Source organism: Brachybacterium sp. UNK5269 (genome assembly GCF_049266655.1).
Taxonomy (GTDB): Bacteria; Actinomycetota; Actinomycetes; order Actinomycetales; family Dermabacteraceae; genus Brachybacterium.
In genome coordinates, this window is the sequence record NZ_CP184883.1 from 2,120,629 (window position 1) to 2,143,438 (window position 22,810).

A 22,810-nucleotide genomic window follows, 5' to 3' on the forward strand; every position below is an offset into this window, starting at 1 on the left:
GCCTGGCGTCGGTACGATGAGGGCGATGACGACGTCGCATCCGTCGCACGGCGAGGACGACCGGGCCAGGCTGATCGCCTGGAGCCGGGAGCTGCGCCGCGTGCACGACCGGCTGCGGGAGGCGCTCGCGCTCACCCGCAGCACCGCCGACCCCGGCGATCTGCTGCTGTTCTGCCACGGCTTCTGCACGGCCCTGACCGCGCATCACCGCGGCGAGGACGTCCATCTCCTCCCCGCCCTCGCGGCCGCGCATCCGGAGCTCGGCGAGACCCTGCGCCGGCTGCAGCAGGACCATTCGATGATCGCGCACCTGGTGGGCGCGCTGCTGGCCGATGCCCGCCGCGGCACGGATCCGGAGGGGCTGGACCGCCACCTCGAGGGCATCGCCGCGATCATGGAGAGCCACTTCCGCTACGAGGAGCGCCGGCTGCTCGCGGTGCTCGACTCGCTCGCGCTCGACGCGGACCCGGAGACGGTGCTGGGTCCGCTCTGAATCTGAAGCGACCGCCGGCGGCGGTGGACGGTCAGGTACTCCAGCCCGTCCCCGTCGGCGCGGATGCCGCGCACGGTGCGGCGCGGCAGCAGGGCGACGTCCCCAGGCCGCAGCGGCTGCTCATCGTCCTCGGTGACCAGCACGCCGCTGCCGCGCACCACATGCAGCAGCGTGTCGACCTCGGCGCCCACATGGGACGGGATCTCCGCGTGCGGCGGCAGCCGAATCAGGTTCGCGTCGAGCTCCCGGTCCGGCTCGGCGATCGACCAGACGGCGCCGCGACGCGGCTCGTCGGGCTGTTCGAGGGTGTTGGTGAGGATCGGCATCTGGTCGGCTCCCGGGGATCGGCGTCGCCGTCGAACGTACACGCCGCCGCGTCAGCGCTCCGGTCGCGGCGGATCCGAGGCGACGGCGAGCAGGTCTGCGGCCGCGCCGCCGAGGCGCCGGGTCCCCTTCCACACCGCCGTCAGCGGACGGCGCAGCCGCTCCCCGGCCACCGGCACGCGCCGCAGCTGCCCGTCCCGCAGCGGCGAGCTCACCGCGAGCATGCTGAGCACCGCCGGCCCTGCGCCGCTGGCCACCGCCACCCGCACCGCGGCATTGCTGCCGAGCTCCTGCACCGGTGAGGTGCCGGCGGCGGTGGGCACCAGCTCCTCGAAGGCCTCCCTGGTCCCGGAGCCGCCCTCGCGCACCACCAGCGGCGTCGCGGCGAGCTCTGCCGGGGTCAGCGGCTCCTCCCGTCCGGCCCAGGGGTGGTGCGGAGCGACCACCACCACCAGTTCGTCCTCGCGCAGCACCCGCGCGTCGACCCAGCCGGGCACCCGCGGGGTCTCGATGAAGCCCAGCTGCAGGTGCCCGTCGCGGATCCCGGCGAGGACCTGGGTGGAGTTCAGCACCTCGAGGTCCACGCGCACCGCCGGGCTGGTGCGGCGCAGCTCGGTGAGCCAGGCCGGCATCAGGTGCTCGGCGATCGTCATGCTCACGCCGACGGACAGCTCCTGCGCCTGGTCGTCGCGGCTGTACCGCAGCCAGTCCGTGAAGTCGTCGGCCGCCTCGAGCAGGGTGCGGGCGTGGGCGGCGAACAGGAGTCCGGCCGAGGTGGGCCGCGAGCCGCGCGGGCTGCGCTCCAGCAGGGCGGCCCCGGCCTGCGCCTCGAGCTGCGCGATCAGCCGGCTGGCATTGGGCTGGTGCATGCCCAGTCGGCGCGCCCCGGCGCCGAGGCCGCCCTCGTCGACCACGGCCACGAACAGCGCCAGGGCCTGCAGATGCGGCAAGGACTCGGACATATCGAAAGTGTATGCCCTGCTCCACTACTGCCGTCTACCGGGCGGCCGCCGCCGGTGGGACGGTGAAGCCCATGTCCTCACCTGCCTCCGCTCCCCCGTCCGCCGCGCCTCCCGCGGGCCGGGCGTCGTGCTGGCGCTGGCGGTCGCGGCGGGTTCGATGCTGCTCTCCAGCGCGCTGCCGGGCGTCAGCGCGCTGATCATCGCGGTCCTGCTGGGGATCGTGGTCGCCAACGTCACCGCGCTGCCCGCGGCGCTGACCCCGGGCACGGCCTTCGCGGCCAAGAAGCTGCTGCGGGCGGGGATCGTGCTGCTGGGCCTCCAGGTGGTGCTCGCCGACCTGCTCGCGCTCGGCGCGCCGATGCTCGCGGTGGTGGTCGCGATCGTCGTCGGGGGCCTGCTCGGCACGGTCGCCCTGGGCCGCGTCCTCGGCGTCGACCGAGGCCTGGCCGTGCTCGTGGCCTGCGGCTTCTCGATCTGCGGAGCGGCGGCGGTGGCCGCAGCGGCCGGCGTCACGGACCCGGACGACGAGCACGAGGAGCGCACCGTCACCGCGGTCGCACTGGTGGTGCTCTGCGGGACGCTGATGATCGCGGCGGTCCCGGCGGCCGCCGCCCTGCTGGGCCTGGCCCCGGAGGTCGCGGGCCGCTGGGCGGGCGGCGCGATCCACGAGATCGCCCAGGTGGTCGCCGCGGGCGGCGCGATCGGCGGCGGCGCGCTGACCGCGGCGGTGATCGTGAAGCTCGCCCGGGTGCTGATGCTCGCCCCGGTGATGGCGGTGCTGAGCCTCCAGCAGCGCCGACAGGGCACGGCCGACGGCGCCCGACCGCCGCTGGTGCCGCTGTTCGTGCTGGGCTTCCTGGCGATGGTGCTGCTGCGTTCCTTCCTGCCGCTGCCGGAGGCGGCGATCGGGATCGGCTCCCTGGCCCAGACCCTGCTGCTGGCCGCGGCCATGTTCGCCCTCGGCACGGGCGTGACGGTGCGGAGGCTGCTGGGCGTGGGCCCGCGACCCGTCCTGCTGGCCGCGCTGTCCACGCTGCTGGTCGCCCTGATCGCGCTCGGCGGGGTCCTCCTCACCGCCTGAGCCGCAAGTGCGGGGATATCATCGACGTCATGACGCAGATGCGGGTTCGGGAGGCGGCGGGCTTCCTTGGGGTCAGCGAGGACACGGTCCGCCGCTGGATCGAGCGCGGCGCGCTGACGGCGGGCGCCGACGCCGCCGGGCGCACCGTGCTCGAGGGCACCGAGGTGGCGCGGAAGGCGCGCGAGCTCGCGGTGGCGCCGCAGCTGCCCGGGGCGACCGGCAGCTCAGCGCGCAACCGCTTCGTCGGCCTGGTCACCCATGTCGTCATGGACACCGTGATGGCGCAGGTCGAGCTGCAGTGCGGGCCCTTCCGGGTGGTCTCCCTGATGAGCAGCGAGGCCGCCCGGGAGCTCGGCCTGGAGCCGGGGAAGGTGGCCGCCGCCGTCGTCAAGGCCACCCAGGTGGTCATCGAGGCGGAGAGGTGAGCCATCGCGCCCGGCTGGCGGCCGCCGCGGCCGGCATCGCCCTGGTGGCGGGGGGCTGCGCGGACCCCGGCGACTCCCCCACCCTCACGGTCCAGGCGGCCGCCTCCCTGCAGGAGCCCTTCACGCAGCTCGGAGCGCAGTTCGAGGACGCGCACCCGGGGATCGAGGTGGAGTTCGGCTTCGCCGGCTCCTCCACGCTGGTCGAGCAGATCCGCCAGGGCGCTCCGGCCGACGTGGTCGCCACCGCGGACACCGCGACCATGGACGCCCTCGTCGACGCCGGCCTGCACGGCGGCGAACCCGTCCCCTTCGCGAGCAACACCCTGATGATCGCGGTGCCCGCCGGCAACCCGGCCGGCGTCGTGGATCTCGCCTCCCTCGCCCAGGACGACCTCGCGCTGGTCCTCTGCGCGCCCGAGGTGCCCTGCGGGGCCGCCGCGACGAAGGTCCAGCAGGCCGCCGGGATCACGCTGTCCCCGGTCAGCGAGGAGCAGTCGGTCACCGATGTGCTGAACAAGGTCACCACCGGCGAGGCGAATGCGGGCCTGGTCTACCGCAGCGACGTGATCCGGGCCGGCGACGCCGTCGAGGGCCTCGACCTGCCCGCCGCCGCCCCCAGCACCTACCCCATCGCCACCGTCCACGGCTCGACCCGGCCCGAGCTCGCCGAGGCCTTCGTCGAGCTGGTCACCGGGCCGCAGGGCCGGGACGTCCTGGCCGCGCACGGCTTCGGGGCGCCGTGAGCCCGCTGCCCCGCTGGGTGCTGGTCCCGGCCCTGCTCGGCGGGCTGCTCGTGGTCCTGCCGCTGACGGCGATGGCCGCGCGGGTCCGCTGGAGCGACCTCGGGGAGCTGCTCACCAGCGAGTCCTCGCTCGCGGCGCTGCGACTGAGCCTGCAGACCTCCACCACCAGCGCCCTGGCCTGCGTGGTGCTCGGGGTGCCGCTCGCGCTGCTACTGGCGCGCACCCGGTTCCCGGGGCTCGGCCTGCTGCGCGCGGTGGTGCTGATCCCGCTGGTGCTGCCGCCGGTGGTGAGCGGCATCGCGCTCCTGCAGACCTTCGGGCGGCAGGGTCTGCTGGGCCGCCACCTCGAGGTGCTGGGCGTCCAGATCGCCTTCTCCACCACCGCCGTGGTGCTCGCCCAGACCTTCGTGGCCCTGCCCTTCCTGGTGCTCAGCCTCGAAGGCGCCCTGCGCACCGCCGGCACCCGGTACGAGGCCGCGGCCGCCTCCCTCGGCGCGAGTCCCTCCCGGGTGCTGCTGCAGGTGACGCTGCCGCTGGTGATGCCGGCGCTGCTGTCCGGCACGGTGCTGTCCTTCGCCCGCGCGCTCGGCGAGTTCGGGGCCACGATCACCTTCGCCGGCAGCCTGCAGGGCACCACCCGCACCCTCCCGCTGGAGATCTACCTGCAGCGCGAGGGCGATCCGGACGCCGCGGTGGCCCTGTCCTTCCTGCTGATGATCGTGGCGGTCGCGATCATCGCCCTGACCCGGCGCCGGAGCGCCGCATGAGCCTCACCCTGCAGGCCACCGTTCCGCAGCGGGACGTCGCGGTCGCCCTCGAGGTGGCCGACGGCGAGACCCTCGCCCTGATCGGCCCCAACGGCGCGGGCAAGTCCACGGTGCTGTCGCTGCTGGCCGGCGCCCTGCGGCCCGCGAGCGGCCGCATCGTGCTGGACGGTCAGGAGCTGACCGGGGACGGCGCCTGGGTGCCCCCGCACCGGCGCCGCATCGCGACGCTGTCCCAGGACCCGGTCCTGTTCCCCCACCTCAGCGTGCTCGGGAACGTCCGCTTCGCCCTGCGGGCGCAGGGGACGGCGCGCGCGCAGGCCCGCAGCGAGGCACGGCGGTGGCTCGGCGAGCTCGACCTGCTCGAGCTCTCCGGTCGCCGGCCCTCGCAGCTCTCCGGCGGCCAGGCGCAGCGGGCGGCGATCGCCCGGGCGCTCGCGGCGAGTCCCCGCCTGCTCCTGCTGGACGAGCCGATGGCGGCGTTGGACGTCGACGTCGCCCCCGTCCTGCGCGAGCAGCTGCGCCGCTCCCTCGCGCACCGCACCGCCCTCATCGTCACCCATGACCTGCTCGACGCGCTGACGCTCGCGGACCGGATCGTGGTGCTCGAGCGGGGCCGGATCCTCGAGACGGGACCGACGGCGGAGGTCCTCGGCCGCCCGCGCAGCGCCTTCGCCGCCCGGTTCGCGGGTCTGAACCTGCTGCACGGGACCTGGGACGGCCGCCAGCTGCGCCTGGCCACCGGCGAGGTGCTGCCCGCCCACAGCGACCTGCCGGCCGGGACGGCGGTGCATGCGGTCTTCCGACCGGCGGCGGCCCGACTGGTCGGAACCGGAGGGCTCACCCGCATCGTCCGCTCCCTCGCCCCCCGCGGCGACCTGATCCGCGTCCTCGCCGACGACCTCGCCGCCGACCTGCCCCCGCAGGAGGTCGCCGCCCGCCGCCTCGCGCCGGGCGCGACGGTCACCGTGGCGGTGGCGGCGGAGTCAGTGACGACGTACCGGTCATGATCGACCTGCGCCTGCTTTACCGCGAGCTGCTGCAGCGGCACGGGCCGCAGGGCTGGTGGTGGCCCGGCGAGGAGCCCTTCGAGATCGCCGTCGGGGCGATGCTGGTGCAGCGCTCGCGCTGGGAGCAGGCCGAGGTCTCGATCGCCGCCCTGCGCGGGGCCGGGCTGCTGGCACCGCGCGCCCTGGCCGGCGCCGACCAGGCCGCGGTGCGGGAGCTGGTGCGCGGCTCGGGCTTCGCGAGCGTCAGGCCGCGCCGGGTGATCGCCCTGGCGCGCTGGTGGGAGGCGCGGGCCGCGGCCGCGCCGGGCCTCGATGACGCGCAGCTGCGCCGCGAGCTGCTCGCCGTGGAGGGCGTCGGCGAGGAGACGGCCGACGCGATCTGCCTGTACTGCTTCGCCCGGCCCGCCTTCCTCTGCGACGAGTACGCGCGGCGGCTGCTGCAGGAGCGAGGGGTGGTGGTGCCGGCGTCCTACCGGGCCTTCGCGCGGCTGATCGCCCCTGCGGTGGCGCGCGCCGGGTTCAGCGTCCCCGAGCTGGCCGAGCTGCACGGACTCATCGTCGAGCAGGGGAAGTCGTCGGCAGCGCGCGCCGACCTCAGGTGGTCGAGCGCACCACCAGCTCCGGGGCCAGCACCACCTGCTCCTGGGTGCGCCGATCGGCGATGAGGTCCAGCAGCATGGTCGCCGCCAGCTCGGCGAGCCGGCGACCGGGGTTCAGCACGGTGGTCAGGGCGATGGCCTCGTCGGCCGCCGCGGAGATGTCGTCGAAGCCCATCACGGCGACGTCCTCCGGCACCCGCACGCCCTGGGCCTCGAGCTTCTTCAGGGCCCCCAGCGCCATCAGGTCGCTGCTGGTGAACAGGGCGTCGAAGGAGGTCCCGGAGGCCAGCAGGGCGGCGGTCTCCCGCTCCCCCGAGACCAGGGTGAAGTCCCCGCAGGACTGCCAGACCGGCTCCAGACCCGCGCGCGCGAGCTCCTGCTCGAAGCCCTCGCGCCGGTCACGGGCCGCGGGCATGTCCTGGGGGCCGCAGATCATCGCGATCCGCCGCACGCCCCGCTCGACGAGGTGCCGGGCGGCGAGCCGGCCGCCCTCGACGTTGTCCAGATCCACGAAGGGGGCGCGGTGCCCCTGCGGCGGGCGGCCGATGAACACCACCGGCACGCTCGCCTCGCGCAGCACCTCCACCGACAGGTCGCCCTCGTGGTGGGAGACCACCAGCAGCCCGTCGGCATGCGCCCCGCGCACGAAGCGCCGGGTGCGGGCATGGTCCGCGGGGCTGCTGAGCACCAGCAGCAGCTGCTCGTCGCTCGGGGCCAGACCGGCGGAGACCCCGGAGATCGCGGTGACGAAGAAGGGGTCGGTGAACACCCGCGACTCGTGCTCGGGCACGATCAGGGCGATCGCCCCGCTGCGCCGGCTGACCAGGTTGCGGGCCGCGTTGTTGGGCACGTAGCCGAGCTCGCGCACCGCCGCCTGGACGGTGGCCACCTTCTCCGGGGCGACCTTCACGTCCCCGCGCACCACCCGCGAGGCCGTGGCCCGGGAGACGCCGGCCATCTGGGCCACGTCCTCCAGGGTGGGGCTGCGGGCGGCGGAGAGCACCGTGATCAGCCCTTGACCGCGCCCTGCATGATGCCGCTGACCAGCTGGCGACCGGCCAGCAGGAACAGCAGCAGCAGCGGGATCACGGAGACCACCACGCCGGACATGATCAGAGAGTAGTCCTTGAAGTAGGAGGCCTGCAGCTGCTGCAGGGCCACCGGCAGGGTCAGGCTCTCCCCGCGCAGGATGATGAAGGGCCAGAAGAAGTTGGTCCACGAGCCGACGAAGGTGAACAGGAACAGCATCGCCCCGGCGCCGCGGGCGGCGGGCAGCGCGACGTGCCAGTAGGTCCGCACCAGGTTGCAGCCGTCCACGCGCGCCGCCTCGATCAGCTCGTACGGCAGCGCGTCGTCGAGGTACTGCGTCATCCAGAACACCCCGAAGGCGGTGACCAGGCCGGGGATGATGACGGCCTTGAGGTCGCCCACCCAGCCCATCTTGGCCATGATGATGAACAGCGGGATCACGCCCAGCTGCACCGGGACCGCCATGGTGGCGATCACGAACAGCAGCAGCCACTTGCGGCCGCGGAAGCGCAGCTTGGAGAAGGCGAAGCCCGCGAGCGTGGCGAAGAAGACCACCGACAGCGAGGTCACCACGGCCACCAGCACCGAGTTGAGCATCGCCGACCAGAAGTCGATGTCCGAGCCGACCACCTGGGCGATGTTGCTGAACAGGTTGCCCTGCGGGATCAGCGAGGGGATCGGGTTGCGGGCGATCGAGCCGGCGTCCGAGGAGGCCAGCAGGATCGCGTAGTACAGCGGGAAGATCGAGATGCCCAGCACCAGGGAGAGCAGCGCGTAGTTCCACCAGCGGGGACGGGCGTCCACGCCGCCCCCGCCCTTGAGACGGCGACGGGCCGCACGGGCGGCGCCCTTGCCGGCGAACTGCTCGATGGCAGCGATCGACTGCATGTCGGCTCCTTACCGCTTGTGCTTGGACGGGCCGCCGGCGTGGGCGATCCGCTTGGTGATGAGGAAGTTGAGCACGCCGATGGCGACGATGATCAGGAACAGCAGCCAGGCCACCGCCGAGGCGCGGCCGAAGGAGACCTGCGGGCCCCAGCCGAGCTCGTAGAGGTACATGGTCAGGGTCATCCACTGGCGCGAGGCCCCGCCCTGGCCGGCGGTGTCGAACATCCGCGGCTCGTCGAAGATCTGCAGGCCGCCGATGGTGGAGGTGATCACCACGAAGATGATGGTGGGGCGCAGCATCGGCACGGTCACGCTCCAGAAGCGGCGCAGCCGCCCGGAGCCGTCGATGATCGCGGCCTCGTAGATCTCCCGCGGGACCGCCTGCATCGCGGCCAGGAAGATCAGGGCGTTGTACCCGATCCACCGGAAGTTGACCATCGTGGCGATCGCCACGTGCGAGGCCAGGGCGTCGGAGTGCCAGCCGACCGCGGGCAGACCCACGCCCATCAGCAGGTTGTTCACCAGTCCCGACTGATCGGCGAAGATCTTCGCGAAGATCAGCGAGACGGCCACCGGCGCGACGATGTACGGCACCAGCACCCCCATCCGCCAGAACGTCTTGGCGCGCAGGTTCGCGTCCAGCACGTAGGCGATGAGGATCGCGGCGATCACCTGCGGCACCGACGACAGCAGGAAGATCGAGAAGGTGTTGCGCAGCGCCTTGTAGAAGCTGTCCGTGCCCAGCACGAACTGGAAGTTCGCCAGTCCCACGAAGTCGCCCTGGCCGCGGATGAGGTCCCAGTCGTGCAGGGAGACCCATGCCGTGTACAGGATCGGGAACAGGCCCACCAGCGCGAACAGCAGGAAGAAGGGGCTGATGAAGAGGTAGGGGGTCAGCCGGGCGTCGAGCCGGGCGAGCACGGAGCGGCGCCGGGAGGGCGCGGGGCTCTCCGGGGCGCGGCGCGCGGGCGCCGGGGCGGTGGGGATCGTGGTGGTCACATCAGTCCTCTCAGGACGGCCGCGGGTGCGGGCGGTGCCTGCCCGCCCGCACCCGCTGCCGGACGGCTCAGGCCAGGCCGAGCTCGTCGTACGCGGTCAGGGCCTGCTCCCAGGAGGCGGCCGGATCGGTGCCGTCCACGTCCCAGCGGGCGATCGCATCGGCGACCACGGTGTTGATGACGAAGAAGTTCGGCCCCTGGAAGGGCTGCACGTCGATCGCGGTGGCGCGCTCGGAGTAGATCTCGCCGACCGGCGCGTCGTTGAAGAAGGGGTTGACCTGTCCGGTGACCTCCTCCGCCTCGAGCGCCTCGACCTGGCTGGGGAAGGCGCCGACGGCCTGGAAGGCGGCGATCTGCTGCTCGGGCGCGGTCAGCCACGCGGCGAGCTTCTTCGCCTCCTCGACGTTCTCGCCCTGGGCGGGCACGGCGAGGTAGGAGCCGCCCCAGTTGCCGCCGCCGCCGGGGAAGACATCGGCGATGTCCCAGCCCTCGACGCCGTCGGCGTTGCCCGCGAGCGGGCCCATCATCCACGGCGGGCACAGCATGGTGGCGAAGCCGTCGTTCTGGAAGGCCGCGGTCCAGTCCTCGGACCACTGGGTCAGTCCCGCGGAGATGTCCTTGTACTCGGCCAGGTGGTCGTAGATCGCCTTGACGTCCGCGTTCTCCGCGAGCGGGACGGGGGCGCCGTCGGCGGTCTCGTAGGGATGGGTGAGCTGCTGGACCATGCCGTTGTAGGTGCCGCCGGCGCCGTCGAACCACGGGATGCCGGTGGCCGCGACGAACTGCCGTCCGGCCTCGAAGTAGGCGTCCCAGTCGCCGGTCAGCAGCTCGGCGACCTCGGTGCGGTCGGTGGGCAGGCCGGCCTTGGCGAAGAGGTCGGCCCGGTAGGCGAGGGCCTCGGGGCCGATGTCGGTGCCGTAGCCGATGAGCTTGCCGTCGACCGTGGCGGCCTGGGTCTTCCAGTCCAGCCAGCGGCCCTCGACGGCCGGGTCGGCGAGGTCCTCGAAGACGTCGGCGTACTGGAGCAGCTCGGCCCACCAGCCGACCTCCACGCCCTCGACGTCCGCGAGGCCCGAGCCGGCCGCGAGACCGGTCATCAGGTTGGCGCGGGCGTCGTCGGCGGTGGCCGCCTTCTTGTGGGTGATCTTCACCCCGGGGTTCTCCTGCTCGTACTTGGCGAAGAGATCCTCGTAGCCGAACTCGTTGAAGGTGGCGACGGTGAGCTCGACGTCGCCGCCTGCGCCCCCCTCACCGCCTCCGGAGCTGCTTCCGCAGCCGGCGATGGCAACGGCGGTGGCGGTGGCGGCCGAGGCGGCCAGCGCGGTTCTGCGCGAGATCTTCATGATGATGAACTCCTTCGTTCGGTCAGGGAACTGTGGGTGAGAGCGCTCTCACGGTCGCCAGCGACTCTGAGAGCGCTCTCATTGGGGATGTCGGTCGCAGTACACGACGTCGCGGAGTCGGTGCACGCGGGACGGTCTCGATCAGGTCTCGGCCCGGACAGCAGAAGGGCCCCGCCTCGCGGCGGGGCCCTTCTGACGAGTCACTGTCTCACGGTTTCTCGAGTGGAGCTAAGGGGATTCGAACCCCTGACCTCTTCCATGCCATGGAAGCGCGCTACCAACTGCGCCATAGCCCCGTATCGGGTGCCGCCCTGCGGCGACTCGTCGATATTACACCGGCGTGGGCATCAGACGAAATCGGGGCCCTGGTTGTGTGACACCAACCTCATCAGCCCGTCCGCAGGCTCCCCGGCCAGCGGCTCCAGCACCGAGAACCGGCAGTTCTCGAGCCCCGCGATGCCGCGGAAGCCGTTGGTGTCCAGCCCCAGCAGGGCGGTCACCCCGAGGGTGATCGCGGCGCCGTGGGCGACGACCATCACGGTGGCGCCGGCATGGGTGGCCAGCAGGCGCCGGGAGGCCGCGGCGACCCGCTCCCCCACCTCGGGACGGTCCTCGACGCCGAGCCCGAGCACCGGGCGATGGGCGCGCCAGTCGGCGTGCTGCTGGGGCCAGCGGTGCTTGATCTCCGGGCCGCGCAGGCCCTCCCACTGACCGAAGCCGCGCTCGACGAAGGCCTCGTCGGTGCTGACCTCGAGCCCGCAGGAGCGGCCGATGATGCGCGCCGTCTCGGCGGCCCGCTGCAGCGGCGAGGCGACCAGCACGTCCGGCGGGTCCTCCGCGACGGCGGCGGCCAGCACCGCGGCCTGGCGCACGCCGGTGTCGTTCAGCGGGATGTCGATCTGCCCCTGCAGGCGGCCCTCGCGGTTGTAGTCGGTCTGGCCGTGGCGCACGAGGACGAGTCGGCTGCGGGCCCTCACGCCGGGCGGTCCGCGTCGATCCGCAGGTCGATCACCGGGGCGTCGCGCCACAGCCGCTCGAGCGCGTAGAAGGCGCGGTCCTCGGCGTGCTGGACGTGCACGACGATGTCGCCGTAGTCGAGCAGCACCCAGCGGGCGTCCCGCTCGCCCTCGCGGCGCAGCGGCTTGCGGCGGCGCTGCCGCAGCAGCTCCTCCTCGACGCCGTTCACGATCGCGGAGACCTGCCGCTCGGAGTCCGCGCTGCACACGAGGAACACATCGGTGATCACCACCAGCGCGGAGACGTCGAGGGCGATGATCTCCTCGGCGAGCTTGTCGGCGGCGGCCTGGCCGGCCACCCGGGCCAGGTCGAGGGATTCTTCGGGAGCGCTCACGCGGACATGTCCTTCGGGGCGAGGTGGTCAGGGATCAGGGTCAGGGGGCGGCGTCCAGGGCGGCTGCCGCGTCGGTGCCGAGCACGCCGGTCAGCAGCAGCACCACCAGCACGGTCAGGGCGATCGCGAGCAGGGCCCAGACCAGCCACAGCAGGGGCCTCCCGCCGCTGCGCTCGGGGCGGTGGAGCACCTTGCCGTCGAAGCGGGGGGCGGGGCGCGGGTCGGGCGCCTCGGTGACGGGCAGCTCGCCGAGCTCCACGCCGTCGGCGTCCCGGGTCAGGTCGGGGGCGCTGTCGTCGCTGATCTCGATGATGCGGGCGCGGCGCCCGAACTTGCGCAGCGCGGGCACCGGCGCATCGGCCCCGGGCGGGGCGACGGCGCCGCGCACGCCGGGGACGGATGCCTGCTCGGCGGTGCGGGCCATGCTCTCCTCGGGGCTCAGGGCGCGGGCTCGACGTCCGCGCCGCGGGGTGGGGTCGGGCTCGGTCATCGGCCATCACCTCCTGTGTAGAGGGCGTACTTGTTGATGTACTGGACGACGCCGTCGGGCACCAGGTACCAGACCGGTGCGCCGGCGGCGACCCGGGTGCGGCAGTCGCTCGAGCTGATGGCCATCGCCGGCACCTCGATGAGGGTGACGCCGTCGTCCGGGAGGCCGGAGGTGACCAGCTCGTGCCCGGGCCGGGTGACGCCGACGAAATGGGCGAGCTCGAAGATCTCCTCGGTGTCCTTCCAGGTCAGGATGTTCTGGAGGGCGTCCGCGCCGGTGATGAAGAAGAGGTCCGCCGCCGGGTGCTCGGCGCGCAGGTCCCGCAGCGTGTCGATGGTGTAGGTCGCCCCGGGGCGGTCGAGGTCGACGCGGGAGACGGTGAACACCGGGTTCGCGGCGGTGGCCACGACCGTCATCAGGTAGCGGTGCTCGGGATCGGAGATCGCGCGGTCCTGCTTCTGCCAGGGCCGGCCGGTGGGGACGAAGACGACCTCGTCGAGTCCGAAGACGCTCTGGACCTCGGAGGCTGCGACGAGGTGGCCGTGATGGATCGGATCGAAGGTCCCGCCCATCACGCCGATCCGTCGCCGCTGCTGCTCCACGACCCTCAGCGGTCGGGGTCCATGCGGGAGGTGGTGTCCCGCTTGCGCTGCTGCGCACCGCCGGTGAGCCAGGTCAGGCCCAGCAGCGCCATCAGGATCAGGAACGTTCCGATGCCGATGACGGGGGCGCTGAGGCCCTCGCTGGCGGCTGCGCCGGACTCGGCGAGGATCAGGAGCTGGTCGGTCATGTTCTGGGGGGCCTTTCCACGGGTGACCGGCCCATCATCCCATACCCGCCGCACCCGGGCGCACTACGGGCGCACGTGCCCCTGCCCCACCACCAGCCATTTGGTGGTGGTGATCTCCCGCAGCCCCATCGGCCCGCGGGCGTGGAGCTTCTGGGTGGAGATGCCGATCTCGGCGCCGAAGCCGAACTCGCCGCCGTCGGAGAAGCGGGTGGAGGCGTTGGCCATGACCACCGCGGAGTCGACCTCGGCGAGGAAGCGCTGCTGGCTGACCAGGTCCCGAGTGAGGATCGACTCGGTGTGGCCGGAGGAGTGCCGCCGGATGTGGGCGAGCGCCTCATCGAGGTCCTCGACCACCGCGACGGCCAGCTCGAGGTCGAGGTACTCGAGGTCCCAGTCCTCGGCGGTGGCGGGGACCACCTCGGCGCCGGTGTCCGCCAGCAGCGCGCGGGCGGCCTCGTCGGCGTGCAGGCGCACCCCGGCGGCGGCCAGCGGCGCGGCCAGCCGGGGCAGGGCCTGCCCGGCGATGTCGCGGTGGACCAGCAGGGTCTCCAGGGCGTTGCAGACCCCGACCCGCTGCGTCTTGGCGTTCAGCACGATCTGCTCGGCCTGGTCGAGGTCGGCGCTCGCGTCGATCAGCACATGGGTGGTGCCGGTGCCGGTCTCGATGACCGGGACCAGGGAGTTCTCGACCACCCGACGGATCAGCCCGGCCCCGCCGCGCGGGATCAGCACGTCCGCCAGGCCGCGGGCGCGCATCAGCACGTCCACGCCCTCGCGGCCGTGCTCGTCGATCCCGATCACGAGGTCCTCGGGCAGGCCGTGGGCGGCCAGCACCGAGCGCAGCACCGCGATCAGGGCGAGGTTGGAGTGCAGGGCGGCGGAGCCGCCGCGCAGCACCACGGCGCTGCCGGCCTTCAGGGCCAGACCCGCGGCGTCGACGGTGACGTTGGGGCGGGCCTCGTAGACCATCCCGATCACGCCCATCGGCACCCGCACCTCGCGCAGCTCGAGGCCGTTGGCGAGCACCGAGCCGCGCACCACCTCGCCGACGGGGTCGGGCAGGGCGGCGGCGTCGCGCAGCTGCTGGGCGACCTTCGCCACCCGCGCGGGATCCAGGGCCAGGCGGTCGCGGAGGCCGGGGGCCATGCCGGCGGCGTCGGCCGCGGCGAGGTCGCGGGCGTTGGCGGCGAGGATCTCCTCGGACCGCTCCACCAGGGCGTCGGCCATGGCGAGCAGGAGGCGGTCCTTGGACTCGCGGTGCAGACGGGCCAGGGCCGGCTGGGCGGCGCGCGCGGCGCGGGCAGCGGTCAGGGCGGGGTGCTCGGTCATGGCCCGGAGTCTACGGGCGCTAGAGGATCACCAGCTGGTCGCGATGGATGGCGGGACGGCGGAACCGCTCCCCCAGCTGCTCGCGCGCCTCGTCGGTCCCCCGCCCGGCCATCGCCCGCAGCTCGTCGCTGCTGAAGGAGGTCAGGCCGCGGGCGATGATCTCGCCGCCCGGGGCGGCGACGTCCACCGGGACGCCGGCGGGGAAGGTGCCCTCGACCGCGGCGATGCCGACGGCCAGCAGCGAGCGGCGGCGGCTGCGCACCGCCTCGCTGGCTCCCGCGTCCAGGTGCACGGTGCCCGCGCCGCGGGTCGCGAAGCGCAGCCAGACCAGGCGGGAGCGGCGGCGGCCGTGGTGGGCGGGGAAGAAGGTGCCGACGTCCTGCCCGGCCACCGCGGCGGCGAACTGCTCGGCCGAGGTCATCAGCGCTGCGGTGCCGGTGGTGGAGGCGAGCTGCGCGGCGGAGAGCTTCGTGACCATGCCCCCGGTGCCGACCTTGGATCCCACCGAGCCGATGCTGACGTCGGTCAGCCGCGCGACGTCCTCGACCAGGCCGATGCGCCGCGCCCCCGGCTCCCGCGGCGGGGCGGTGTAGAGCGCGTCGACGTCGGTGAGCAGGACCAGCGCGTCGGCCCCGAGCAGCTGTGCGACCAGGGCCGCCAGGCGGTCGTTGTCCCCGAAGCGGATCTCATGGGTGGCGGTGGTGTCGTTCTCGTTGACCACCGGCACCACCCCCAGCTCGAGCAGGGACTCCAGGGCGCTGCGGACGTTGCGGTAGGTCTGCGGGCGGATCACGTCGGACTCGGTCAGCAGCACCTGCCCGGTGATCCGGCCGTGCGCCTCGAAGGCGCTGGACCAGGCGGTGGCCAGCAGCGCCTGGCCGACGCTCGCTGCGGCCTGCTGCAGCTGCACCGAGGTGGGGCGCTGCGCCATCCGCAGCGGGCCGAGCGCCGCGGCGATCGCGCCCGAGGAGACGATCACCAGTTCGGTGCCGCGCTCGGCCAGGGCGGCCGCGGTGTCGGCGATCTCCGCCAGGCGCGTGCGATCGAGCCGTCCGCGCTCATCGGTGAGGCTCGAGGAGCCGATCTTCACCACGATCCGGCGCGCCGCGGTCAGCTCCTGCCGCTGCGTGAGGCGGGAGGGCTGGCGCAGCTGGGGCACCGTCAACGGCGCTCCCCGTCCTCGGCCGGGTCGGCCCAGTGCCCCGAGCGACGCTCGGCCTCCATCGCGGCGATCCGCTTCATGCGGGCCTCGGTCCGGGCCCGCTGCTGCTCGCGCTTCTCGTCGCGGGTGGGTCGGTGGTGGTCCTCGAGGCGCTTGTCGGTGCCGCGACGTCCCAGCAGCAGCTCGGCGCCGCCCACCATGGTGGGCTCCCAGTCGAAGACCACGGCGTCCTGGCCGGGACCGATCAGCACGGTGGAGCCGGCGACCGCGCCGGCAGCGTAGAGCTGGTCCTCGACGCCGAGCTTAGCCAGGCGGTCGGCGAGGAAGCCGACGGCCTCGTCGTTGGTGAAGTCGGTCTGGCGCACCCAGCGCTCGGGCTTGTCGCCCTGCACCCGGAAGGCGGTCTCGCCGTCGTACTGCTCCTTGATCACCTCGAAGTCCTTCGCGTCCACCGCCCGGGGGTGAGCACGATGGGGGCCGCAGCCGGGGCCGGCAGCGCCGCGCGTGCCTGCTCGACCAGCTCGCCGAGCAGGAAGGACAGCTCGCGCAGTCCCTTGTGGGAGACCGCGGAGACATCGAGGATCGGCACCTCGCGCTCCCCGAGCCGCTCGCGGACCAGGTCGGCCATGTCGGCGCCGTCGGGCAGGTCGGTCTTGTTCAGCACGATCACCGCGGGGCGCTGCATCAGCGGGATGCGGGTCTCGGCCTCCTCGTCGAGGCCGGCGGCGTAGGTGGCCAGCTCGTTCTCGATGGTCTCGAGGTCGCGCACGGGGTCGCGGTCGGACTCCAGCGCCGCGGCGTCCAGCACGTGCACCAGCACGTGGCAGCGCTCGATGTGGCGCAGGAAGTCCAGGCCCAGTCCCTTGCCCTGGCTGGCGCCGGGGATCAGGCCCGGCACGTCGGCAATGGTGTACCGGTGGGCGCCGGCCTCGACCACGCCGAGGTTCGGCACCAGCGTGGTGAAGGGGTAGTCGGCGATCTTCGGGCGGGCCGCGCTCATCGCCGCGATCAGCGAGGACTTGCCTGCGCTGGGGTAGCCCACCAGGGCCACGTCCGCCACCGTCTTCAGCTCGAGGACGAGGGTGCGCTCCTGTCCGGGCTCGCCGAGCAGCGCGAAGCCGGGGGCCTTGCGCTGGGTGGAGGCCAGGGCGGCGTTGCCGAGGCCGCCGGAGCCGCCGCGGGCGGCCACGAAGCGGGTGCCGATGCCGGTCATGTCGATCAGCACGGTGCCGTGCTCGTCGGTGACGACGGTGCCGTCGGGCACGGGCAGGACGAGGTCCTCCCCGCGCGCGCCGTGGCGCAGGTCTCCCTTGCCGAAGCCGCCGCCGGTGGCCCGCTGATGCGGCTTGTGGTGGTACTCGAGCAGCGTGGTGGTCGAGGCGTCCACCACCAGGATCACGTCGCCGCCGCGGCCGCCGTCGGCGCCGTCGGGGCCGGCCAGCGGCTTGAACTTCTCGCGCCGGATGGACGCGGCGCCGTGCCCGCCGGATCCCCCGGCGACCTGCAGCTGGACCCGGTCGACGAATGTGGCCATGGGTGCTCTCCGAACGTGGTGGTGGAATGCATCGAGGGGCGGAGCGTCGGCTCCGCCCCTCGAAGGAAGCTGGGTGCCCCGGGATCCGGGGCGGCAGGTCAGACCGTCTCGACGACGTTGACCACGCGACGGTCGCGCTTGCGACCGAACTCGACGGTGCCCGCGGTGAGCGCGAACAGCGTGTCGTCGTTGCCGCGACCCACGCCGTCCCCGGGGTGGATGCGGGTGCCGCGCTGGCGCACGAGAATCTCGCCGGCGCCGACGGTCTGACCGCCGAAGCGCTTGACGCCGAGACGCTGGGCGTTGGAGTCACGCCCGTTCTTGGAGGAGCTGACGCCCTTCTTTGATGCCATCTGGGATCAATCCTTGTCTAGTCGAAGGGATCGCTCAGGCGATGCCCGTGATCTTCAGCCGGGTCAGCTCCTGGCGGTGGCCCTGGCGCTTCTTGTAACCGGTCTTGTTCTTGTAGCGGAGGATCCGGATCTTCTCGCCGCGGAGGTCCTCGACCTTCTCGGCGGTCACCGTGACCTTGGCCAGCTCGGCCTGGGCGGAGGTGACCTTGTCACCGTCGACCAGCAGCACGGGAGCGAGATCGATGCTGTCGCCCGCCTCGCCTGCCACGCGGTTGATCACGATGGTGTCACCGACCGACACCTTCTCCTGACGACCGCCTGCGCGGACGATTGCGTACACCACGTCACTGCTCCATCTTGTGAGTCGAATCTGCTCGAGTAGTCCTGCGGCCTCACGGGTGTCACCACGGACCTGCGACCGTCAACCGGTCCTGCACCCTGGGGGCTGGGACGGGAGATGCGGTCGCGCGATGTCCACCGGACGCGGGACTGCGACGCGTTCTGCGCCATGGGACAGCTTACGATCCCGTGACCCCTCGGTCAACCACCGCAGGGTGTCCGACCTGCGATAACGCGGTCACAGCCTGTGGGACTGGTCACCCCTCGGTCCGATCGACGCTGACGACCTGGCCGTCGACGAGCACCTCGGGCTGGGAGTTCGCCCCGGAGGCCGCGGCGATCGAGGCGATGGTGGCGCGGGCCAGGGCCCGGCTGTCGGCGTCGTCCTCGAGACGGTGCACGTCGGCCTGCTCCTGCGCGCCGCCCTCCTCGGTCTCCGCCTCCTCCTTGACCCCGCCCCCGCTGCGGGGCCGGCGGGCGCGCCGGCGGGAGGACTTCGAGGGGTCCTCCGCGGCGGCGCCGGTCTCGACGTGGCCGTGCTCGCCGTCGATGTCCAGCACCAGTCCGCGGCCGTTGCAGTGCTCGCAGGTGGCCGAGAAGGTCTCGACCAGGCCCTGTCCCACCCGCTTGCGGGTCATCTGGACCAGGCCCAGCGAGGTCACCTCGGCGACCTGGTGCTTGGTGCGGTCCCGGCCCAGGCACTCGACCAGGCGCCGCAGCACCAGGTCGCGGTTCGCCTCGAGCACCATGTCGATGAAGTCGATGACGATGATCCCGCCGATGTCGCGCAGCCGCAGCTGGCGCACGATCTCCTCGGCGGCCTCGAGGTTGTTCTTGGTGACGGTCTCCTCGAGGGAGCCGCCGGAGCCGGTGAACTTGCCGGTGTTCACGTCGACCACGGTCATCGCCTCGGTGCGGTCGATGACCAGGGACCCGCCGGAGGGCAGGTAGACCTTGCGGTCCATGGCCTTGAGCAGCTGCTCGTCGATGCGGTGCTTGGCGAACACGTCCTTGTCGCCGACGTGCCGGGTGACCCGGTCCAGGAGGTCCGGGGCGACGTCGCGCACGTAGGCGTGGATGTCGTCGTGGACCGCGCCGCCCTCGACGATCAGGGAGGTGAAGTCCTCGTTGAAGACGTCGCGCACCACCTTGATGGCGATGTCGGGCTCCTGCGAGAGGGCCACCGGCGCGGTGCGGGACTTCTGCGCCTTCTGGATGGTCTCCCACTGGGCGCGGAGGCGCTCGACGTCATGGGTCAGCTCCTCCTCGCTCGCGCCCTCGGCGGCGGTGCGCACGATGACGCCCGCGTCCTCGGGGATGATCTGGCGCATGATCCGCTTCAGCCGCGCCCGCTCGGTGTCGGGCAGCTTGCGGGAGATGCCGGTCATGGAGCCGCCGGGCACGAACACCACGTAGCGGCCGGGCAGGGAGATCTGGCTGGTCAGCCGGGCGCCCTTGTGGCCGATGGGGTCCTTGGTGACCTGCACCAGCACCGGGTCGCCGCTCTTCAGCGCGAGCTCGATGCGGCGCGGCTGGCCCTCCAGGCCCACCGCGTCCCAGTTGACCTCGCCGGCGTACAGCACGGCGTTGCGACCCTTGCCGATGTCGACGAAGGCGGCCTCCATGGAGGGCAGCACGTTCTGGACCTTGCCCATGTAGACGTTGCCGACCATGGAGGTCTGCGACTTCTGGGCGACGTAGTGCTCGACCAGCACGTCGTCCTCGAGCACGGCGATCTGGGTGCGGCCCGGCAGCTCGCGCACCACCATGGAGCGCTTGACGGACTCCCGGCGGGCGAGGAACTCGGCCTCGGTGATGACGTTGCGGCGGCGGCCGTTGTCGCGGCCCTCGCGGCGGCGCTGGCGCTTGGCCTCGAGGCGGGTCGAGCCCTTGACGGTCTTGACCTCGTCGCGGGCCTCACGGGCCTCGCGGACCCGCACCACGGTGTTGGGCGGATCGTCGGTGCTCGCGTCCTCGGCGCCGGAGCTGCCGCTGGAGCGGCGGCGCCGACGGCGGCGGCGGGAGCTCGAGGAGCCGGCGGAGCCGTCCTCGGCGCCCTCGGCGCCGCTGTCCTCGGAGTCCTCGGGGCTCTCGTCCTCCTCGGCGTCCTCGGGGTTCTCGTCCTCGTCGGCGCCCTCGTCCTCGCCGCGGCCGCGGCCGCGGCGGCCGCGGCCCCCACGCCGACGGCGACGGCGCGAGCCGGCGCTCGAGCTCTCGGAGTCCTCGCCGTCCTCGGCGCTCTCCTCGTTCTCCGTCGCGGGCTCGGTCTCGACGGTCTCCTCCGCGGCCTCCTCGGTGCGCACCGGGGAGCGGCGCGAGCGGGTCCGGGAGCGGGAGCGGCGGCTGGGCTGCTCCTCCTCCTCGGGGGTCGCGTCCTCGTCCTGCTCCTCGTCGGCCTCGTCCTGGGGGCCGACGGTGGTGCGGGGCTGCGGGGTGGGCGCCTGGAACAGCAGGGAGGCGAAGTCCATCTGGACCTGCTCGCGGCGGCGGGCGCGGTCGCTGTCCGGCGCGGGCTCCTCGGCGCCGCGGGCCGAGGCGAGCGCCCGCAGGTCGTCGACGACCGGGTTCTCCTGGGCGGCCTCGACCTGCTGGGGCTCGGCCTGCGGCTCGGCCGGGACGGAGGCGAGCGTCGGGGCGCCCGCGGGGGCACCGGCACGGCGGCGGGGCCGCTTCACTGCGGGCGGGGCGGGCTCGAGCGGGCTCTCGGCCTGCGGGGCCACCACCGTGCGCGGCGCGGTCGCCGTAACGGGCGCGACCGCGGGCGGGGTGAAGGCGGGGGCGCCCGCCGGGGTGCCGGCGCGGCGGTGCCGCCGACGGGAGGGGGTGAGGCCTCGTCCGACGTGTCGTTCTCGGGGTTATGGGTGCTGTCAGCCATCCGGCCGTCTCCTTCTGGAGGACCAGCGCACCCTGGTCCCGTCTGGTCATCGTCCCTCGGGACGGAAGTCTCTGGCCCTCGCCGTCGCGCAGCTCCCGACCTCAGGGAAGCGCTGCGATGCCGACCGCCAGAGCACTGCGGTCGCGGACGTGCGCGTAGCCGGTGCTCCGACGTCACGACGCCGGGAGGTTCCCCCACCCGGTACGGAGCAGGAGAGTGCCGTCGTCAGTATGGCACAGCGGGGCCCTCGCGCCGGGAGCGACGCGTGAGAGCCCGCACAGGCGGGAGGGATCAGGACCATGGTCCCCGCCCCGGGCGCGGGCCCCGCCGTAGCTTTCCTGACAGCGTGTCGTTCTCTCGGGAGGATCCATGGAAGCCCTCGACCTGGCACGGTGGCAGTTTGGCATCACCACCGTGTACCACTTCATCTTCGTGCCGCTCACGATCGGCCTCTCGCTGCTGGTCGCGCTCATGCAGACCATGGCGGTGCGGTCGAAGGACCCGCTGCGCAAGGACTCCTGGACCCGGATGACCAAGTTCTTCGGCTCGATGCTGATCGTGAACTTCGGCATCGGCATCGCCACCGGCATCGTGCAGGAGTTCCAGTTCGGCATGAACTGGTCGGAGTACGCGCGCTACGTGGGCGACGTGTTCGGCGCCCCGCTCGCCCTCGAGGGCCTGGCCGCCTTCTTCGTGGAGTCGGTGTTCCTGGGTCTGTGGATCTTCGGCTGGGGCAAGCTGTCCGAGCGGGTGCATCTGCTGACGATCTGGGCGGTGGCCGCGGCCACCACGGCCTCGGGCTACTTCATCGTCGCCGCGAACTCCTTCATGCAGCACCCGGTCGGGGCGGCGCTGAACCCCGAGACCGGCCGCGCCGAGCTCGACCCCGCGCAGGGCTCGATCCTCGCGGTGCTCACCAACGTCACCACCCTCGCCGCGTTCCCGCATGTCATCGCCGGCGCCTGGCTGGTGGCGGGGGCCTTCGTCACCGGCGTCGCCTCCTGGCACATGGTCCGCCACCACCGCCGGGCCCGCGCACTCGGGCTGGAGAGCCCGGAGGGCGCGGTGCAGGACGCCGCCGCCCGCGACCTGTACCGCCCCACCGTCCGCTTCGGCGTGGTGGCGATGTTCGTCTCCGCGGTGCTGCTGGTGATCTCGGGCGACTTCCAGGCCCAGATCATGTTCCGGCAGCAGCCGATGAAGATGGCCTCGGCCGAGGCGCTCTGCGAGACCGAGACCGGCGCCGCCTTCTCGATCCTCACCGTCGGCGGTCCCGACGCCTTCTCCGAGGACTGCAGCGGGGTGACCCACCTGATCGAGATCCCCTACGTCACCTCCTTCCTGGCCACCCACACCTTCGACGCCACCCTGCAGGGCGTCGACGACCTCAACGCCCAGTACAAGGAGCAGTTCGGGCAGACGGTCACCGACGTGCACGGCAACCAGGTGCCCGCGGACTACCGCCCGAACCTGTTCGTCACCTACTGGTCCTTCCGGCTGATGATGGGCCTGGCCGCCTTCAGCGGGATCGTGGCGCTGTGGGCCCTGTGGGCCACCCGCGGCGGCCGCACCACCGGCTCGAAGGCCTTCGGCTGGTTCACGGTGCTGGCGATCCCGATGCCGTTCCTCGCCAACGCCGCGGGCTGGGTGTTCACCGAGATCGGCCGCCAGCCCTGGGTCGTCCACCCCAATCCCGACGACCCCACCATCCGGCTGATGACCATGCAGGGCGTCTCCGGGAACCCCGGCTGGATGGTCCTGACCTCGCTGATCGCCTTCACGCTGGTCTACGGCGTGCTGGCAGTGGTCTGGTTCCAGCTGATGCGCAGGGCCGCCCTGCGGGGCGTGCCGCTCGCGCAGCGCGACCCGGTCACGGACGAGCTCGACACCCCCACCCTCTCCTTCGACTACTGAGAAGGGATCCCCCA

The 22,810-nt window shown here is 73.0% G+C and carries 24 protein-coding genes, 1 tRNA gene and 1 pseudogene; 8 read left to right on the forward strand and 18 right to left on the reverse strand.

The features are described 5' to 3' along the window. The first annotated feature begins 25 nt into the window (after nucleotides 1-25). Nucleotides 26-493 (forward strand): hemerythrin domain-containing protein, encoded by a 468-nt coding sequence (locus tag ACOJUI_RS09880; RefSeq protein WP_422114799.1) that lies wholly within the window; start codon nucleotides 26-28, stop codon nucleotides 491-493. Here ACOJUI_RS09880 and ACOJUI_RS09885 read toward each other — a convergent pair. Both ACOJUI_RS09885 and ACOJUI_RS09890 read right to left on the reverse strand, forming a co-directional pair. Then, nucleotides 412-819, reverse strand: coding sequence for a cupin domain-containing protein (locus tag ACOJUI_RS09885; RefSeq protein ID WP_422114800.1), 408 nt, complete (start codon nucleotides 817-819; stop codon nucleotides 412-414). The genes ACOJUI_RS09880 and ACOJUI_RS09885 overlap by 82 nt on opposite strands. A 51-nt stretch (nucleotides 820-870) precedes the next feature. Beyond that, nucleotides 871-1,779, reverse strand: a complete 909-nt coding sequence (locus tag ACOJUI_RS09890) for a LysR family transcriptional regulator (protein WP_422114801.1) — start codon at nucleotides 1,777-1,779, stop codon at nucleotides 871-873. 7 nt (nucleotides 1,780-1,786) lie between these two features. Between ACOJUI_RS09890 and ACOJUI_RS09895 the strand changes: the two genes are divergently transcribed. Genes ACOJUI_RS09895 through ACOJUI_RS09920 form a run of 6 tightly spaced genes read left to right on the forward strand, consistent with a single transcriptional unit; the run spans nucleotide 1,787 to nucleotide 6,467 of the window. Further along, nucleotides 1,787-2,860, forward strand: a complete 1,074-nt coding sequence (locus tag ACOJUI_RS09895; RefSeq protein ID WP_422114802.1) for a YeiH family protein — start codon at nucleotides 1,787-1,789, stop codon at nucleotides 2,858-2,860. Nucleotides 2,861-2,889: 29 nt separating this feature from the next. Continuing rightward, entirely contained in the window at nucleotides 2,890-3,285 is a 396-nt protein-coding gene (locus ACOJUI_RS09900) for a TOBE domain-containing protein (protein ID WP_422114803.1), read from the forward strand. Next, a complete protein-coding gene (gene modA, locus ACOJUI_RS09905) occupies nucleotides 3,282-4,028 on the forward strand; it encodes a molybdate ABC transporter substrate-binding protein (RefSeq protein WP_422114804.1) in 747 nt (248 codons plus the stop codon). Before ACOJUI_RS09900 ends, modA begins: the two co-directional genes overlap by 4 nt. After that, on the forward strand, nucleotides 4,025-4,795 hold the full coding sequence (locus ACOJUI_RS09910; protein WP_422114805.1) for an ABC transporter permease: 771 nt from the start codon (nucleotides 4,025-4,027) through the stop codon (nucleotides 4,793-4,795). Before modA ends, ACOJUI_RS09910 begins: the two co-directional genes overlap by 4 nt. After that, nucleotides 4,792-5,802, forward strand: a complete 1,011-nt coding sequence (locus ACOJUI_RS09915) for a sulfate/molybdate ABC transporter ATP-binding protein (RefSeq protein ID WP_422114806.1) — start codon at nucleotides 4,792-4,794, stop codon at nucleotides 5,800-5,802. The genes ACOJUI_RS09910 and ACOJUI_RS09915 overlap by 4 nt, the downstream gene beginning before the upstream one ends. Then, nucleotides 5,799-6,467: an endonuclease III domain-containing protein gene (locus tag ACOJUI_RS09920; RefSeq protein WP_422114807.1), complete on the forward strand. Its 669-nt coding sequence runs from the start codon at nucleotides 5,799-5,801 to the stop codon at nucleotides 6,465-6,467. The genes ACOJUI_RS09915 and ACOJUI_RS09920 overlap by 4 nt, the downstream gene beginning before the upstream one ends. Here the strand turns inward: ACOJUI_RS09920 and ACOJUI_RS09925 are convergent. The 16 genes and pseudogenes from ACOJUI_RS09925 to ACOJUI_RS10000 form a co-directional block, all read right to left on the reverse strand. Next, the gene (locus tag ACOJUI_RS09925) at nucleotides 6,397-7,404 is read right to left on the reverse strand and encodes a LacI family DNA-binding transcriptional regulator (protein ID WP_422114808.1); all 1,008 of its coding nucleotides are present in this window, start codon (nucleotides 7,402-7,404) and stop codon (nucleotides 6,397-6,399) included. The two genes, ACOJUI_RS09920 and ACOJUI_RS09925, sit on opposite strands and share 71 nt — an antisense overlap. Before the next feature lie 5 nt (nucleotides 7,405-7,409). Next, on the reverse strand, nucleotides 7,410-8,318 hold the full coding sequence (locus tag ACOJUI_RS09930) for a carbohydrate ABC transporter permease (RefSeq protein ID WP_422114809.1): 909 nt from the start codon (nucleotides 8,316-8,318) through the stop codon (nucleotides 7,410-7,412). A gap of 9 nt (nucleotides 8,319-8,327) precedes the next feature. Beyond that, nucleotides 8,328-9,317 carry a carbohydrate ABC transporter permease gene (locus ACOJUI_RS09935; protein WP_422114810.1) on the reverse strand — a complete coding sequence of 330 codons (990 nt, stop codon included), beginning with the start codon at nucleotides 9,315-9,317 and terminating at the stop codon, nucleotides 8,328-8,330. Nucleotides 9,318-9,384: 67 nt separating this feature from the next. Beyond that, entirely contained in the window at nucleotides 9,385-10,659 is a 1,275-nt protein-coding gene (locus tag ACOJUI_RS09940; protein WP_422114811.1) for an extracellular solute-binding protein, read from the reverse strand. Nucleotides 10,660-10,882: 223 nt separating this feature from the next. Beyond that, nucleotides 10,883-10,955 (reverse strand) — tRNA-Ala (locus ACOJUI_RS09945). Nucleotides 10,956-11,006: 51 nt separating this feature from the next. After that, a complete protein-coding gene (locus ACOJUI_RS09950) occupies nucleotides 11,007-11,636 on the reverse strand; it encodes a histidine phosphatase family protein (RefSeq protein WP_422114812.1) in 630 nt (209 codons plus the stop codon). Further along, nucleotides 11,633-12,010, reverse strand: coding sequence for a ribosome silencing factor (gene rsfS, locus ACOJUI_RS09955; protein WP_422114813.1), 378 nt, complete (start codon nucleotides 12,008-12,010; stop codon nucleotides 11,633-11,635). The genes ACOJUI_RS09950 and rsfS overlap by 4 nt, the downstream gene beginning before the upstream one ends. A 40-nt stretch (nucleotides 12,011-12,050) precedes the next feature. Further along, nucleotides 12,051-12,500 (reverse strand): hypothetical protein, encoded by a 450-nt coding sequence (locus ACOJUI_RS09960; RefSeq protein WP_422114814.1) that lies wholly within the window; start codon nucleotides 12,498-12,500, stop codon nucleotides 12,051-12,053. Next, nucleotides 12,497-13,072 carry a nicotinate-nucleotide adenylyltransferase gene (gene nadD / locus ACOJUI_RS09965; RefSeq protein WP_422117650.1) on the reverse strand — a complete coding sequence of 192 codons (576 nt, stop codon included), beginning with the start codon at nucleotides 13,070-13,072 and terminating at the stop codon, nucleotides 12,497-12,499. Before nadD ends, ACOJUI_RS09960 begins: the two co-directional genes overlap by 4 nt. 35 nt (nucleotides 13,073-13,107) lie before the next feature. Continuing rightward, nucleotides 13,108-13,290, reverse strand: coding sequence for a hypothetical protein (locus ACOJUI_RS09970; protein ID WP_422114815.1), 183 nt, complete (start codon nucleotides 13,288-13,290; stop codon nucleotides 13,108-13,110). A gap of 63 nt (nucleotides 13,291-13,353) precedes the next feature. After that, nucleotides 13,354-14,619, reverse strand: a complete 1,266-nt coding sequence (locus ACOJUI_RS09975; RefSeq protein ID WP_422114816.1) for a glutamate-5-semialdehyde dehydrogenase — start codon at nucleotides 14,617-14,619, stop codon at nucleotides 13,354-13,356. A 19-nt stretch (nucleotides 14,620-14,638) separates the two neighbouring features. Beyond that, nucleotides 14,639-15,784 carry a glutamate 5-kinase gene (gene proB, locus ACOJUI_RS09980; RefSeq protein ID WP_422114817.1) on the reverse strand — a complete coding sequence of 382 codons (1,146 nt, stop codon included), beginning with the start codon at nucleotides 15,782-15,784 and terminating at the stop codon, nucleotides 14,639-14,641. Further along, nucleotides 15,781-17,315, reverse strand: a pseudogene (gene obgE, locus ACOJUI_RS09985) (GTPase ObgE). The gene proB and the pseudogene obgE overlap by 4 nt, the downstream one beginning before the upstream one ends. A 98-nt stretch (nucleotides 17,316-17,413) precedes the next feature. Continuing rightward, nucleotides 17,414-17,668, reverse strand: coding sequence for a 50S ribosomal protein L27 (gene rpmA, locus ACOJUI_RS09990; RefSeq protein WP_422114818.1), 255 nt, complete (start codon nucleotides 17,666-17,668; stop codon nucleotides 17,414-17,416). 34 nt (nucleotides 17,669-17,702) lie between these two features. After that, the gene (gene rplU, locus ACOJUI_RS09995; RefSeq protein WP_422114819.1) at nucleotides 17,703-18,011 is read right to left on the reverse strand and encodes a 50S ribosomal protein L21; all 309 of its coding nucleotides are present in this window, start codon (nucleotides 18,009-18,011) and stop codon (nucleotides 17,703-17,705) included. A 253-nt stretch (nucleotides 18,012-18,264) separates the two neighbouring features. Next, nucleotides 18,265-20,727: an Rne/Rng family ribonuclease gene (locus tag ACOJUI_RS10000; RefSeq protein WP_422114820.1), complete on the reverse strand. Its 2,463-nt coding sequence runs from the start codon at nucleotides 20,725-20,727 to the stop codon at nucleotides 18,265-18,267. Nucleotides 20,728-21,251: 524 nt separating this feature from the next. Here ACOJUI_RS10000 and ACOJUI_RS10005 point away from each other — a divergent pair. Further along, nucleotides 21,252-22,796, forward strand: a complete 1,545-nt coding sequence (locus ACOJUI_RS10005; RefSeq protein ID WP_422114821.1) for a cytochrome ubiquinol oxidase subunit I — start codon at nucleotides 21,252-21,254, stop codon at nucleotides 22,794-22,796. Nucleotides 22,797-22,810 lie beyond the last annotated feature (14 nt).